This is a genomic window from Kitasatospora sp. NE20-6, from assembly GCF_045862635.1.
The window spans coordinates 1-13822 of record NZ_BPRL01000051.1; the positions used below are offsets into that span (position 1 = coordinate 1).

A 13822-nucleotide genomic window follows, 5' to 3' on the forward strand; every position below is an offset into this window, starting at 1 on the left:
ACGCCGCGCCCGCACCACCGACGAAGGCGGCCGCGGCCTCTTCCTCATCGCCCAACTCGCCACCCGCTGGGGCAGCCGCTACGCCGTCAACGGCAAAACCATCTGGGCCGAACAAGCACTCCCACCCCGAACCACACCCTGAACCGGCCGACGCCGAACGCCTCCGCGCGCAGCACATCAGCCGCGCAGCGCGGGCCAGCCGTCCTCGTTCGAGCAAGACTCGTAGTCGTAGCGGGTCAGACGGTCCCACGCCGTCCCGGTCACCTGCTCGAACGCCTCCTCGTGCACGTGGAGCAGCAGCTCGCACCCGTGCGCGGTGAACGGCGCGAAGCGCTCCGGGTGGCCGAAGACGCCCTCGTACGTCCGGCGGCCGGCGGCGACCACGGCGGCGCGCGCGTACAGGAAGCCGTCGTCCGACTGCGGCAACGGCGAGCCGCCGCACTCCTCCGTACCGAGGACGGGCAGGGTGCCGAAGTCCTGCCGGTCGAGCCGGTGGAGGGCTTCCGCCAGGCGCTCACCGAAGCCGATGATGCTGCCCGCCGACCCGCCTGCGAGGACCTCGGTCAGGCGGGCGCAGGCCTTCTCGAAACGCTCGCAGGTGCGGACGGCGTCCTCGCCGCCGAGCACCTCGATCAGCTGCCAGAACCGCTCCCACGTCATCACCGGCGGATCGAGGTCGGCTGCGGCACCGGCGGAGGGGTCCGGGCGGTCGGCCGCACGGTCGCCCCGCCCTCCCTCGAACGGCCCGTCCTCGCCCCGCCCTCCCTCGAACGGCCCGTCCTCGCCCCGCCCGCCCTCGAACGGCTCGTCCTCGAACGGCTCGTCGCTCCACCGGAACCAGGCCTGGTCGTCCTGGACGTGCAGCAGGAACTCGGCGACCGGGCCCGAGGGCGCGACCATCGACATCGTGTCCGCGATCTCCTGGTAGGCGCCGTCGAAGGCCTCCCAGTCCTCCGCCTCGGACAGCGCGAGCGCCCGGACGAAGAGCGGCCGGACGACGGCGAACCCCGGCCCGGGCACGAAGCGCCCGCGGAGCCACGGGAAGTCGGCCTCCTCGATCACGATCTCGCCCACCTCCTCCTCTCGCCGCACCAGCCGCCACACCTGACCCTCGAAGCCCATCGCACCCAGCCCTTGCCGTCCGTCGCCGTCGTTCTCCGCCCGGCAGCATCGCAGCCGGCTCCGACAGCGGGCCCTGCCCGTACGGACGCGCCTACCGCCGTCCGCCCGGCGCCACGGGCCGGAGCGCCTTCTCCTCCGCGTCGGCCAGTTGGAGGAACACCGGTGGCAGCGCCAGCTCGACGACCGTCAGCACCACCTGGAACCAGTGCGGCCACCCGTGGACGGCGAGCGACAGCAGCCGCCCGACCGCGCCGAGCAGGAACACTCCGGCCAGCCACCGCACCGCGGTGGCGGGGACGGGTGACCGGCGGGCCACCAGGATCCAGGCGGCGCCGTACCCGGCGAAGATCGCGCCGAAGAACCGTCCGAGACTGTCGACGGTCGGGCCGGGCGAGCCCGCACCCGGGATCGCGGCGTTCCCGAGCAGGACGTGAAAAAGGCCGATCGCCACGCACGCCCATCCCATCGCCAGCGCGAGCCCCCGAAGCACCTTGACTCTGGTCATGACCGCCATCCCCCGTAGTAGACGTGTGTGTACCAAGGTAGGGGGCTCTGGTAGACGCGTGTCAAGTAGCATGGGCCGGTGCCTCCCCGTCAGCGACTCAGCCCTGCCGAACGCCGCGCCCGGCTCCTCGGCGTCGCCGCGCAGCTCTTCGCCGCGCACCCGTACGAGGAGGTGCTGATGGAGGACGTCGCCGAGCACGCCGGGGTCTCCCGGGCCCTGCTCTACCGGCACTTCGCGAGCAAGCGCGACCTCTTCGCCGCCCTCTACCAGCAGGTCGCCGACCAGCTGCTCGCCCGGACCCGCTTCGACCCTGCCGCGACCCTGGTCGAGCAGCTCACCGAGGGCCTGGACGCTCACATCGGGTACTTCGCGGAGAACCGGAACACCGTCCTGGCGGCGAACCGCGTCCTGGCCGGCGACCTCGTGGTCCGGACGATCATCGACGGCGAGCTCGACGCGCTGCGCGAAGGACTGCTCGGCGTGCTCCCGCTCCCCGACGGCCGCACCCGGGACGCCGTGTCGGGCGTCCTGAAGAGCTGGCTCGTCTTCGTCCAGGTGCTGTGCGTGGACTGGCTCACCGAGGAGACCTGCACCCGCGCCGAGCTGCGCGACGTGTGCATCGGCGCTGTCCTGGGCGCCGTCCGGCCCCTGCTCGACGAGGACCCCGCCCCGGACTGGCCCGGCCGTACCGGCCGGCCGGCGCCGGACGGTGGGTGACCACCGGCCCGGTGCCCGTGCACCGGAAGGCGGGATCCCAAGGCCCTCGTGACGTTCCGTCAGACCGGCTCGGGGACGGCCTCGGCGGCGGGTGCCGCCACCCGGTCGTCCGCGGCCCGCCGGGCGCGGGCGATCCCCCAGCCGACGAGCGCCGCGGCGACGGCGGTGAGGGCGAGGCCCGCGATCGTGACGGCGCCCCGGAACTCCGCGGTCTGCTGCGCGGTCCAGTCCGGCGTGGCGACGGTGCCGGTGAACAGCGCCGCGAGGACGGTGCCGGTGACGGCGATGCCGGCGCCGGAGGTGACCTCGGTGGCGGTGTCGACGAGGGCCGCGCCGATCGTGGTCCGGTCCTTCGGCAGGCCGCGGAGCACGTTGACCCCGGCGACGACGCCGACCACGCGCATCCCGGCGGCGACGAGCACGAGGGCGATCGCGATCCACCCGTATCCGAAGCGGCTCAGCAGGCCGTACACGGCGAGCCCGAGCACGACCGCCGCGGCGCCGAGCCGGGCGGCCCGGTCGAGTCCGGCCCTTCGCACGAGCGGGCCGACGAACGCGCCGCCCGCGACGAGGACGACGACCTGCGGCAGCATGCCGACGGCGGCGAGGCCGGGCGTCCATCCCCGGTCGAGCTGCAGTTGCAGCGTCACCAGGTAGCCGAGGCCGGCGGTCGCCAGCCCGGCCGCGGCCTTGAACGCCAGGCCGCTCGACACCAGGGGGTGCGCGACGAGGGCGAGGTCGAGGAGCGGGTGGCGTGCCGAACGCTCGCGGAGGACGAAGAGGACCGCCCCCACGACGGCGACCGTGGTGGCCGCCCACGGGGCCCACGATCCGGCCCCCTCGTCGACGAACAGGGTCGGCGCGACGAGTGCCGGCACGATCGCCGCGGCGACCAGCACCGCACCTGCGACGTCGACCGGATCTCGGTGGAGGTCGGCCGCGGTGTCCGCGGCGACGCCGAACCGCACGCCGATGATCGCGAGCACCGCGATCGGCACGTTCACCAGCAGCAGGGCCTGCCACGGCGCGAACGCGAGCACGAAGCCGCCCACGGTCGGGCCGATCGCGAGGCCGACCAGACCGACGGTCGTGATGAGGGTCGTCGCCCGGACGCGGAGGCCGTCGTCGTCGAACAGCCGGAAGGCCAGCGCCATCGCCCCCGGCGTCGTCATGGCGGCGGCGACCCCCAGCACCACCCGGACGGCGATCAGTTGCTCCACGGTGGAGACGAAGGCGGTCGCCGAACTCGCCACGCCGAGCAGGAGCAGCCCGACGAGCATGATCCGTCGCCGGCCGAACCGGTCGGCCACCGCGCCGAACGCGAGCATCAGCCCGCCGAAGACGACCGCGTACGCACCCGTCGCCCACTGCAGCGCGGTCGTCGAGGCGTGCAGTTCGCGTCCGATCGTGGGCAGCGCGACGTTCAGGACCGAGTTGTCGAGCATCTCGAAGAGGAACACCGCGGAGAGTCCCGCCAGGGCCACCCACGCCTCCCGCAGCGATCGGGGGGAGCGCGGGGACCGGCCTGCCGTCTCCTCAGACACCGGGCACCCCCTTCGCGTCGTGGTCCCGTGCCGGAGCGGGCCGCTCTCGGCGGCCGGTCACCCCGGCCGGGACGGTGCGGGCGGCGGCCGGGGCCCGCACCGGGGCGGCGCGTACTGCGGCGGCAGCCGCCCCGACGACAATGACGGTGGTCTGTTCGGAGGGCATGCCACTAAGTTACGTGACTAAGTTTAGTTACACAAGGAAGTGAGATCGGATGCCCAGGACCGGAGAGCGGGGCGGACCGCAGACGCGCGCGAAAATCTCGCAGGCCGCAACGCGACTGTTTCTCGACCGCGGGTTCGACGCGGTCACCGTCGCCGAGGTCGCACGGGAGGCCGGCGTGTCGAGCGTGACGGTCTTCAAGCACTTCCCGCGCAAGGAGGATCTCCTCCTGGACCGCTCGGTCGACGCGGTCGAACTCCTGCGCTCGGCGGTGCACGACCGCGCCCCGGGCGTCGACGTGCAGGCGTCCCTGCGCGATGCGGCCCTCCGCCTCGTCGACACCCGCCACCCGCTCTCCGGCGTCAACGGCGGATCCGTCCCCTTCTTCCGGACCGTCGCGGCGTCGCCCGCACTGATCGCCCGCGCACGGGAGATCGCCTCCGATCTCCAGCGGACCCTCACCGAGGAGCTCGCCCGCGACCCGGCCTTCGAGGGCGACGGCACCCTGCTCGCCGCCTTCTTCATCGCCGGCTACAGCACCGTACTGGTGGAGACCGCACGCCGCCTCACCGCCGGAGAGCCGCCGGACGCCGTGGTGGACGACCACCGCGCGCGCATCGAGCGGCTGTTCGACGCGCTCCGCGGCGGAGTCACACCCCGACCGTGACGACCCGTGACGACCGGGCGGCCGGCTCACCGCTCCCGGCGCACCCCGGCGCACCCCGGCGCACCCCGGCGACGGGAGGCTCACCGGGCAGCCCGGAGGCATCGGGAACGCACGGGTCGGCGGCCGTGGTCACCGGACGCGGACGATGCTCTTCCCGCAGGTGGCACCGGTCGCCAGGTCGTCGATCGCGGTCGCCACGTCCGCGAGTTCGTGCTCGGCGGTGATGTCGACGCGCACCGAGCCGTTCGCCACGAGCGCCAGGGCGCGGGTGGCGGCGGCGGCCAGCCGGGCGGGGGCGGTGCGGCTCAGGAGGTTGCTGTTGTAGGTCATGAGGGACTGCCCGTTCATGAGCAGGTCGTTCGTCGAGACGGCGACGGGTTCGAAGGTGGCGATGTTGCCGTAGACCGCGAGCCGGCCGTGCGGTGCCAGGTGCGCCAGGTTCGCGATCCGGGTCGCGCCCCCGACGGGGTCGAGGATCGCGTCGAAGGTCTCCTCGCCGAGGGCCCCGGGGAACTCCTCGCGGGTCAGCACCTGGTCGTAGCCGAACTGGCGGGCGTAGTCGGCCCGTTCGGCGCTGCCGACCACGCCGACGATGCGCCGGGCTCCCGCGACGGCGGCGAACTGTGCCGCCAGGGTGCCGACTCCGCCGGACGCGGCGTGGATCAGCACGCTGTCCCCCGGGCCGACCCCGGTGACGGCGTTGATCAGGTCGTAGGCGGTCGGGGCGACCCACCCGGCCCCGGCCGCGGTCCGCACGTCGACGCCCTCCGTGCCGATCGCCAGCACGGCCGGCACCAGCACGACCTGTGCGTAGCCACCCCCGCCGACGAGCGCGACGACCTGCTCCCCGATGCGGCTCCCGTCCACGCCGTCACCGACCGCGGCGATCCGGCCGGCCGCCTCGAAGCCGGGCACGAACGGTCGCGGAACGGGGAAGTGCCCGTCGCGCACCAGCACGTCGCCCCACTGCACACCCGCGTAGGCGACCCGGACGGCCACCTCGCCGGGCCCGGGCACCGGCTCGGCGACCTCGGCCGGACGGAAGTGGTCGTCGGCGCCCAGGACAACAGCCTTCATGGCTTTCAACTTTCTGAGTCGACTCAGTAACCTGACACTGACGAACGTAGCGAGTATCAGATAGTTGAGTCAAGTAAGAAGGTTGAGACATGACCGAGGTGCCCGTCGAGGAATACCTGTGCACGCGCATCCGCCGCGCCGAACAAGCACTGATGGCCCACCACGAAGCGGTGCTGCGCACCTACGGGCTGACCATGACCCAGTACGCGGCGCTCCTCGCCCTCTCCCGCACGGACGGCCGGTCCGGCGCCCAGCTCGCCCGCGCCTGCGGCGTCTCCCAGCAGAGCATGGCCACCGTCCTGAACGGCATGCAGGCCAAGGGGCTCATCGACCGCAACGCCTCCGCGACCCACGCGAAGGTCATGATCGCCACCCTCACCGACACCGGTAGCGGCCTGCTCGACCGCGCCTACCAGGAGATCATCGTGCTGGAACGCGCCCTGACCGACCGCTTCGACACCGACGAGCACCGCCGGTTCTGCGAGTTCCTCGACCGCGCCACCGCCACCCTCGTCGAGCAGACACCCACCGCTCCGACCCGCTGACGCCACCCGCCGGACAGCCCGGCGCGAAACGCCGCCGGACGACACCCGCGCACTCCCGGCAGCCGCCGGCCAGGCCGGACAGCCCCGCGTCGACGCTCGCCGCCGCACCGACAGCATCGGTCGGCTCCCCGGTCGGGCGCTGGTTCGACCGCTCGGTGCGGCTGCTCGACACCGGCCGCCGGGCCGCAGGAAGGCGGCGGAGCCGGCGGTCCGTCCCTACGAGGCCGGGCCGGTCCCGCCGCCGTCGGCGTAGGCGTCCTCCAGTGCCTGGATGTCGATCTTCTTCATCTGCAGCATCGCCCGCATCACCCGCTGGGCCCCGGCCGTGTCCGGGGCGCCGGCCAGCTCGATCAGCCGTCGGGGGGTGATCTGCCAGGACAGCCCGTAGCGGTCCTTCAGCCAGCCGCAGGCGCTCTCCTGCCCGCCCTCGGTGAGGGCGGCCCAGAGCCGGTCGACCTCCGCCTGGTCGTCGCAGCCGACCTGGAGCGAGATCGCCTCGGTGAACGGGAACAGCGGGCCGCCGTTGAGCGCGATGTACTGCTGCCCCGCGAGGTCGAACGCCACCGTCATCACCGAGCCCGCCTCGCCGGGGCCCGCCTCCCCGTACCGCTGCACCTCGGTGATCCGGGAGTCCGGGAACAGCCCGGTGTAGAACCGCGCCGCCTCCTCGGCCTGGTCGTCGAACCACAGGAAGGTGGTGATCTTCTGCTCCGGCACGGTGTCCTCCCGCTCCTCGGGTCTCCCCACGACGGTAGGCCCCCTCTCCCGTGCACGCAGCGCACACGCACCATGCCCAGGCGCCGCCGCACCGCCGCACCGCTGCACCGCTGAACCGGGGGGGCGGAAGCATCCGGCGCGGCGGACGACTACGGGGCGCCGTCCCCGTCCCTGTCCCCGTCCAGGCCGGTCGCCCAGAGCGAGCGGACGTGGCCGAGATGACGGGCCATGCACGCCTCGGCGGCTTCGGCGTCACCGGCGATCATCAGGTCGAGGAGTTCCAGGTGCTCCTCGGCGGAGGGCACCAGTTCACCGCGCCGGTCGAGCCGCTTGAGGCCGTACAGCCGGGAGCGCTTGCGCAGGTCGCCGACGGTCTCCACCAGTCGGGCGTTCCCGGCCAGGCCGATCAGTCCGAGGTGGAACCTCCGGTCGGCCTCCAGATAGGCGATCAGGTCGTGGGCCCGGGCGGCGGCGACGATCGCCTCGGCCGCGCCGCGCAGCGCCTCCAGCTGCTCACGGGCGGCCGTCCGGGTGACCCGCCCGACGGTGGGCACCTCGATCAGCGCCCGGATCCCGGTGAACTCGTCGAGGTCGCGGTCGCTGAGCTCGGTGACCCGGAAACCCTTGTTGCGGACCGCCTCGACCAGGCCCTCGTGGGTGAGGTCGAGCATCGCCTCGCGGACGGGGGTGGCGGACACCCCGAAGTCGACGGCGAGCGCGGGTGCCGAGTAGACGACCCCGGGGCGCAGCTCGCCGGAGATCAGCGCCGCCCGCAGCGCGTGCGCGACCTGGTCGCGCAGCCGCTCCTGGACGGTGATGACGGCGCGGCGCTCGGGATCCGCCATGGTGTGCCTCCAGGGTGTGCAGGGCACATAGTACAATGTCACGTTTTACCGGACGGGATCCGGCGGACACGGCATCCCGGTCCTGCCGGGCGGCGCCTCGGCGCCGCCGGGCCGTCCCCGCGCTACGCGCCGCCGCGGGCCGTGCGCGCCCACGCGCCGAGCACGGGTACGCAGCGCTCGGCGAAGTGCTCGAAGTCGGCCGCGGTGTTGTAGACGTGGGTCGACAGCCGGACGTAGCCGATGCCGCCGAAACTGGTGAAAGCGGCTTCGACGCCGAGTTCCGCCGCGAACCGGTCACGCAGGGCGTCGGCCTCGGCACGGGTGCCCGCCAGGCCGGCGGGGAGCCGGACCAGCCGCAGGGCGTTCACCGGCATGCCGACGTCGACCGCGGCACACTCGCCGGTCAGCTCCGTGAGGGCCTCGCCGACGATCCGCTCGGCGTAGTCGGCCAGGTCGTGCATGTAGCCGCGGGCGGCCTTCCATCCCCAGGTCCGTTCGACGAAGTCCAGGGCGGCGGGGGCGGCCAGGTAGCCGGTGGCGTCGAGCGTGCCCTGGGTGTCGAAACGCTCGGGGAAGGGCTCCCCGGCCCCCCAGGAGTCGATCAACGGGTGGAGCTCGTGCCGGAGTTCGCTGCGGGCCACCAGTGCCGAGGCGCCGCGCGGGGCGCAGCCGAACTTGTGCAGGTTGCCCACCCAGACGTCGAACTCGAGCCCGGCCAGGGGGTCTTCGGCCAGGCCCGGCACGTGGGCGCCGTCGACCAGGAGCGGGATGCCCCGCGCGCGGGCCGCCGCACCGATCTGCGCGACGGGCATCCAGCGGGCGGTCGCCGAGGTGATGTGGTCGAGGACGATCAGCGCGGTCCGGTCGGTGATCCCGGCGAGCACCGCCGCACAGGCCTGCTCGGCGGTGGCGTCGAGCGGCACCCGTGCCGTCCGGACGCTGCCGCCCCAGCGGCGGGCCAGCCGTTCGGCGCCCATGGTGACCGCGCCGTAGCCGTGGTCGGTCACCAGGACCTCCCCGCCGGGCCGGGCCGGCAGGTTCCCGTAGACGACGCTGGCCCCGGCGCTGGCGTTGGGCACGAGGGCGAGATCGGCCGTCCCGACCCGCAGGAAGTCGGCGACCGCCGCCCGGGCGGCCGCGACGCGCTGCGCCAGGCCCGGGAACCAGACCACCGGCGCGCGCTCCATCTCGGCGCGCAGCCGCTGCTGTTCCTGCTGTGCCGCCTGCGGGACTGCGCCGAAGGACCCGTGGTTGAGGTGCTTCAGTGCCGGGTCGAGCGTCCAGGCGTGCGCGGCGGGCGAGCCGTCCGGCAGCAGCAGCGGCTGCGGTGCGGAACTCATGCCGTCTCCGTTCGGGGGTGCTTCCGGGGCCTGCGGTGTCGGGGCCGGGGGGCCGGCAGCGGCATGCTGCGCGGACCCGGGGTCACACGCAGTGGACCTCCGTGCCCTGGGCGACGAACTGCTCGATGACCTCGTCCGGGGCGTCCTTGTCCGTGACGAGGACGGAGAACTCGTGGACGGCGCAGACCTGGGCGAAGGCGCGTCGGCCGATCTTCGTCGCGTCGGCCACGACGATCACCTTGTCCGCCCGCAGCGCCATGGCGCGGTTGGCGCTGGCCTCGCCCTCGTCGTGGGTGGCGGCGCCGTTCTTGGGGTCGACGGCGTTGACGCCCAGGATCGCGTAGTCCAGCGCGATGCCCTGGAGCACCATGGTGGCCATCGGGCCGGTCAGCTCGTAGGAGTTCGGGCGGGCCACTCCCCCGGTGACCACCGTCTTCACGTACGGCCGTACGGCCAGCTCGTTGGCGATGTTGATCGCGTTGGTGACGACGGTCAGCGCCGTGCCGCCGGAGTGCTCCGCCAGGTCGGCGCGGGTCGCGAGCTCGCGTGCGACCTCCGACGTGGTGGTGCCGCCGTTGAGGCCGACCACCGCACCGGGCGGGATCAGCGCGGCGGCGGCCTTCGCGATCCTCAGCTTCTCGTCGGCGCGGCGCGCGGTCTTGTAGCGGAGCGGCAGGTCGTACGCGACACCGCTCAGCACCGCGCCACCACGGGTGCGCACCAGCAGCTGCTGGTTGGCGAGCTCGTCCATGTCGCGGCGCACGGTCGCCGCGGAGACCTTGAGCAGCTCGACGGCCTCGCCGACCTCGATCCGCCCCTTGTCCCCGAGGATCTCCAGCAGACGCGTCCACCTCTCGTGCGTCCCCATGGCCTCTCCTTACGTGTCGTGTCGGCACGTGTCATGTCGTGTCGTGTCGGCAGGGGAAGCGTATCGCGGACAAGGTGACGGAACCGCCAGACTATGTGCTCTTTTTTGATCGAATGAGCTATATGTCGTCATATTCAACCAGGCAAGCACCACCGGGGCGCACGGGCACCCCCGCAGCAGCCACGCCGGCGCCGCCCCCGAGCGGAAGCGTGCCGCGACATGTCCGAGCACCGGCAGCTATCCATGAATGCTCATAGATGATTGAATAGAGCAATCGAGCATCATATTCAATCAAGCAGTCATCGTGGAGGCCCTGCATGACGTACGTCGAGACCGAGATCGCCAGCCAGCCGGACTGCTGGCGTCGCGCGGCGGACCTCGCCGCGACCCGGCAGGACGCCCTCCCCGCGCACGGCGAACGGGTCGCGATCATCGGCTGCGGGACGTCCCTGTACATGGGCCAGGCGTACGCCGCACTGCGGGAGTCGAGCGGGCAGGGGGTGACCGACGCGTTCGCCGCCTCCGAGTTCCCGGCGACCCGCGCCTACGACCGGGTGATCGCGCTGACCCGGTCGGGCACCACGACCGAGGTCCTGGAACTCCTCGGCGCCCTGCGGGGCACGGTGCGCACCGTCGCCGTCACCGCGGACCCGAACACCCCCGTGGCGTCCCTGGCCGACGACCTCGTCGTGCTCGACTTCGCCGACGAACGGTCGGTCGTCCAGACCCGGTTCGCCACCACCGCGCTGACGCTCCTGCGCGCGCACCTCGGCCTGCACACCGAGGAGGTCGAGCAGGACGGCCGCCGCGCCCTGGCGGAGCCCCTGCCCGCCGGGCTGGTCGACCGCACCCAGTTCACGTTCCTGGGGCGCGGCTGGACCGTCGGCCTGGCCAACGAGGCCGGGCTGAAGATGCGCGAGGCGGCCCTCGCCTGGACCGAGGCCTACCCCGCCATGGAGTACCGGCACGGGCCGATCAGCATCGCGGCACCCACCACCGCCACCTGGATGCTCGGCGAAGCGCCCGCCGGGCTGGCCCGGCAGGTGGAGGCGACCGGTGCCCGCTGGATCGCAGGCGCACTCGACCCGCTCGCCGAACTCGTACGCGTCCACCGCCTCGCCGTGGCCGTCGCCGAGGCCAGGGGCCTCGACCCCGACCGGCCCCGCAACCTGACGCGTTCCGTGATCCTCGCCGACGCATGACCCCGGCCCCGCCCGCCGCCCTCACCCCTACCCCCGCCGCTGCCGCCGGGTCCACGACGCACGGAGGACCTCGGCCGTGATCGTCACCGTCACGCCCGACCCGGCGCCGCACACGAGCCACCGGGTGGACGCCGTCCACGAGCAGGCCGGCGGCAAGGGCGTCAACGTGGCCGGGGTCCTGCACGCCCTGGGCCGCCGGGCGGTGGCGGTCCTTCCGCCGGGCGGTGCCGCAGGCGCAGCGGTCGCGGCCGACCTCTCCCGGACCGGTCCGGCCCACCTCGCCCGGGTCCAGGTCGTTCCCGCCTGACCCACCCCCCCTCACGAGCAAGGGACCACGATGCCTCTCAGCACCACCGGCGCACTCGTCGCCGACGCCGTCGCCCGACGCAGCGCGGTCGCCGCGTTCAACGTCATCACCCTGGAACACGTCGAGGCCGTCATCTCCGCCGCCGAGGCCGTCGGCGAGCCCGTCGTGCTCCAGGTGAGCGAGAACGCCGTGAAGTTCCGGGCGGGCCGCCTGCACGCGATCGCCACCGCCGCCGTGAGCGCCGCGCGCGCCGCCGCGGTGCCCGTGGCGCTGCACCTCGACCACGTGAAGAGCGAGGCGCTGCTCCACCAGGCCGCCGACTGCGGGTTCGGCTCCGTCATGTTCGACGCCGCGCACCTGCCCTACGGGGAGAACGTCGCCGTCACCCGCGAGGCCGCCCGGTGGGCCCACGCCCACGGCCTGTGGCTGGAGGCCGAACTCGGCGAGGTCGGCGGCAAGGACGGCACCGGCCCCCTGGACGCCCACGCCCCCGGTGCCCGCACCGACCCCGGTGAGGCCCGGCGGTTCGTCGAGGAGACCGGGGTGGACGCCCTCGCCGTGGCGATCGGCAGCTCGCACGCGATGACCTCGCGGGACGCCCGGCTGGACCACGCCCGGCTCGCCGCGCTCCACGAGGCGCTCGCGGTCCCCCTCGTCCTGCACGGCTCCTCCGGCGTCGCCGACGACGAGCTGCAGCGGGCCGTCGCCGGCGGCATCAGCAAGGTCAACATCGGCACCGCGCTGAGCATCGCGATGACCGGCGCGATCCGCGCGCACCTCGACGCCGACCCGCGGGTGGTGGACCCGCGGCGCTACCTGGCGGCGGGCCGCGCGGCCGTCGCCGACACCGCCGCCCAGCTCCTGACGACCGTCGTCACCGCTGCCGCCGGTTGATCCCGGCCGCCGGTCCGCCACTCCGCCACTCCGCCGGTCCGCCGCCCCGCCGCCCACGAGGAAGCCGCCCATGCCTGACACCACGCCGTGCCGGACGTCCGCCGGGCCGGACACCCGGTCGGGGCCCGCTGCCGCGCCCCCGGCGTGCCGTGCGGGGAATCCCGCCCGCCGCCACCCCGTCCCGCTGGAGGGGCGCGATGGCTGATGCGCCGCGGAGCGGGGAGTGCGTGCTCGCCCTGGACGTCGGCGGCACCGGGATGAAGGGGGCCCTCCTCGACCGCGGGGCGGGCGTGCTGGTCGCCGAGCGGTGCCCCACCCCCCGCTCGGACGGGCCCGAGGCCGTCGTCGACGCGATCGTGTCGGCCCTGCGCTCCCTCCACCGCAGGGCCGCGGAGCGATCCCTCACCGTCCGGCGGGCCGGGGTCGTAGTGCCCGGCATCGTCGACGCCGGGCGCGCCCTCGCCGTCCGCTCCGCGAACCTCGGCTGGCGCGACCTGCCCCTCGGCGCACTCCTCACCGAACGCACGGGCCTCCCGGTCACCCTCGGCCACGACGTACGCGCCGGGGCCCTGGCCGAGGTCCGGCTGGGCGCGGCCCGTGGCGTACGGGACGCGCTGTTCGTCGCGATCGGCACCGGGATCTCGGCCGCGATCGTCCACGACGGCCGGCTGCTCACCGCCGGCGGCTACGCGGGCGAGCTCGGCCATCTCGTCGTCGAACCGGACGGCCCGCGGTGCGCCTGCGGCGCGGCCGGGTGCCTGGAGGCGGTCGCCTCCGCGGCGGGGATCGCGGCGGCGTACACCGCGCTGACCGGCCGCCCCGTCGGAGGTGCGGCCGACGTCGCGGCCCGGCTCGGCGGCGGGCACGGCGACGGCAACGGCAACGGCAACGGCGACATCGACGGCGACGAAGCGGCCCGGGTGGTCTGGCGGCGCGCCGTCGACGGCCTCGGCACCGCCCTCACCGCCGCCGTCACGCTGCTCGCGCCCGAGGTCGTCGTCCTCGGCGGCGGCCTGGCGGAGTCCGGCGGTCTCCTGCTGGACCCGCTCCGGGCCTGTCTCGACAGGAAGTTGACCTTCCACCGGCGTCCACGCCTGGTCACCGCCGCGCTGGGCGACAGGGCGGGCTGCCTCGGAGCCGGGCTGCACGCCTGGGACGCCGAGGACCGTACGCCGGCCTCCGCGGGCGCTCCCGCGGGCCTGGCCGCCCACTGACGACCGGCCGCCTCCGCCGCACATCGACCCGGCCGGTCCGGGGCCGCGCCTCACCCGTCCGAAGAATTCCGGCGGCGGCACGGACCTGCGGAGCC

The 13822-nt window shown here is 74.1% G+C and carries 17 protein-coding genes; 8 read left to right on the plus strand and 9 right to left on the minus strand.

The annotated features are described in order from the left end of the window. Positions 1 to 142: ATP-binding protein (locus tag SNE206_RS29015; RefSeq protein ID WP_407916509.1), on the plus strand; the 142-nt coding region annotated here is incomplete at its 5' end. A 35-nt stretch (positions 143 to 177) separates the two neighbouring features. Here the strand turns inward: SNE206_RS29015 and SNE206_RS29020 are convergent. Continuing rightward, positions 178 to 1122 carry a DUF4240 domain-containing protein gene (locus SNE206_RS29020; protein ID WP_407916476.1) on the minus strand — a complete coding sequence of 315 codons (945 nt, stop codon included), beginning with the start codon at positions 1120 to 1122 and terminating at the stop codon, positions 178 to 180. A gap of 91 nt (positions 1123 to 1213) precedes the next feature. After that, positions 1214 to 1627: a DUF4345 domain-containing protein gene (locus SNE206_RS29025; protein WP_407916477.1), complete on the minus strand. Its 414-nt coding sequence runs from the start codon at positions 1625 to 1627 to the stop codon at positions 1214 to 1216. Positions 1628 to 1705: 78 nt separating this feature from the next. Between SNE206_RS29025 and SNE206_RS29030 the strand changes: the two genes are divergently transcribed. Further along, positions 1706 to 2344, plus strand: a complete 639-nt coding sequence (locus SNE206_RS29030; protein ID WP_407916478.1) for a TetR/AcrR family transcriptional regulator — start codon at positions 1706 to 1708, stop codon at positions 2342 to 2344. A gap of 59 nt (positions 2345 to 2403) precedes the next feature. On the opposite strand, the gene SNE206_RS29035 is transcribed toward SNE206_RS29030, so the two are convergent. Both SNE206_RS29035 and SNE206_RS29040 read right to left on the minus strand, forming a co-directional pair. Next, a complete protein-coding gene (locus SNE206_RS29035; RefSeq protein WP_407916479.1) occupies positions 2404 to 3888 on the minus strand; it encodes an MFS transporter in 1485 nt (494 codons plus the stop codon). Beyond that, complete coding sequence (locus SNE206_RS29040) at positions 3881 to 4054, minus strand: hypothetical protein (protein WP_407916480.1); 174 nt, start codon at positions 4052 to 4054, stop codon at positions 3881 to 3883. The genes SNE206_RS29035 and SNE206_RS29040 overlap by 8 nt, the downstream gene beginning before the upstream one ends. A gap of 49 nt (positions 4055 to 4103) precedes the next feature. Between SNE206_RS29040 and SNE206_RS29045 the strand changes: the two genes are divergently transcribed. Beyond that, a complete protein-coding gene (locus tag SNE206_RS29045) occupies positions 4104 to 4718 on the plus strand; it encodes a TetR/AcrR family transcriptional regulator (RefSeq protein ID WP_407916481.1) in 615 nt (204 codons plus the stop codon). Positions 4719 to 4847: 129 nt separating this feature from the next. Here the strand turns inward: SNE206_RS29045 and SNE206_RS29050 are convergent, their stop codons facing one another. Further along, on the minus strand, positions 4848 to 5795 hold the full coding sequence (locus SNE206_RS29050; RefSeq protein ID WP_407916482.1) for a zinc-binding alcohol dehydrogenase family protein: 948 nt from the start codon (positions 5793 to 5795) through the stop codon (positions 4848 to 4850). Positions 5796 to 5884: 89 nt separating this feature from the next. On the opposite strand from SNE206_RS29050, the gene SNE206_RS29055 reads away from it, so the two are divergent. Next, entirely contained in the window at positions 5885 to 6340 is a 456-nt protein-coding gene (locus SNE206_RS29055; RefSeq protein WP_407916483.1) for a MarR family winged helix-turn-helix transcriptional regulator, read from the plus strand. Positions 6341 to 6556: 216 nt separating this feature from the next. On the opposite strand, the gene SNE206_RS29060 is transcribed toward SNE206_RS29055, so the two are convergent. From SNE206_RS29060 to SNE206_RS29075, 4 genes are all read right to left on the minus strand, one after another. After that, positions 6557 to 7087, minus strand: a complete 531-nt coding sequence (locus tag SNE206_RS29060) for a VOC family protein (RefSeq protein ID WP_407916484.1) — start codon at positions 7085 to 7087, stop codon at positions 6557 to 6559. Positions 7088 to 7206: 119 nt separating this feature from the next. Continuing rightward, a complete protein-coding gene (locus SNE206_RS29065) occupies positions 7207 to 7902 on the minus strand; it encodes a GntR family transcriptional regulator (RefSeq protein ID WP_407916485.1) in 696 nt (231 codons plus the stop codon). 122 nt (positions 7903 to 8024) lie between these two features. Continuing rightward, positions 8025 to 9242, minus strand: a complete 1218-nt coding sequence (locus SNE206_RS29070; RefSeq protein WP_407916486.1) for an aminotransferase class V-fold PLP-dependent enzyme — start codon at positions 9240 to 9242, stop codon at positions 8025 to 8027. An 82-nt stretch (positions 9243 to 9324) separates the two neighbouring features. Continuing rightward, positions 9325 to 10110: a DeoR/GlpR family DNA-binding transcription regulator gene (locus SNE206_RS29075; protein ID WP_407916487.1), complete on the minus strand. Its 786-nt coding sequence runs from the start codon at positions 10108 to 10110 to the stop codon at positions 9325 to 9327. 317 nt (positions 10111 to 10427) lie between these two features. On the opposite strand from SNE206_RS29075, the gene SNE206_RS29080 reads away from it, so the two are divergent. The 4 genes from SNE206_RS29080 to SNE206_RS29095 all read left to right on the plus strand — a co-directional run bounded on the left by SNE206_RS29080 (position 10428) and on the right by SNE206_RS29095 (position 13727). After that, positions 10428 to 11312 carry an SIS domain-containing protein gene (locus tag SNE206_RS29080; protein WP_407916488.1) on the plus strand — a complete coding sequence of 295 codons (885 nt, stop codon included), beginning with the start codon at positions 10428 to 10430 and terminating at the stop codon, positions 11310 to 11312. A gap of 76 nt (positions 11313 to 11388) precedes the next feature. After that, positions 11389 to 11619: a hypothetical protein gene (locus SNE206_RS29085; protein ID WP_407916489.1), complete on the plus strand. Its 231-nt coding sequence runs from the start codon at positions 11389 to 11391 to the stop codon at positions 11617 to 11619. Between the two features lie 30 nt (positions 11620 to 11649). Then, the gene (locus SNE206_RS29090) at positions 11650 to 12513 is read left to right on the plus strand and encodes a ketose-bisphosphate aldolase (protein WP_407916490.1); all 864 of its coding nucleotides are present in this window, start codon (positions 11650 to 11652) and stop codon (positions 12511 to 12513) included. A 197-nt stretch (positions 12514 to 12710) separates the two neighbouring features. After that, the gene (locus SNE206_RS29095) at positions 12711 to 13727 is read left to right on the plus strand and encodes an ROK family protein (protein ID WP_407916491.1); all 1017 of its coding nucleotides are present in this window, start codon (positions 12711 to 12713) and stop codon (positions 13725 to 13727) included. The last annotated feature ends 95 nt before the right edge of the window (positions 13728 to 13822 follow it).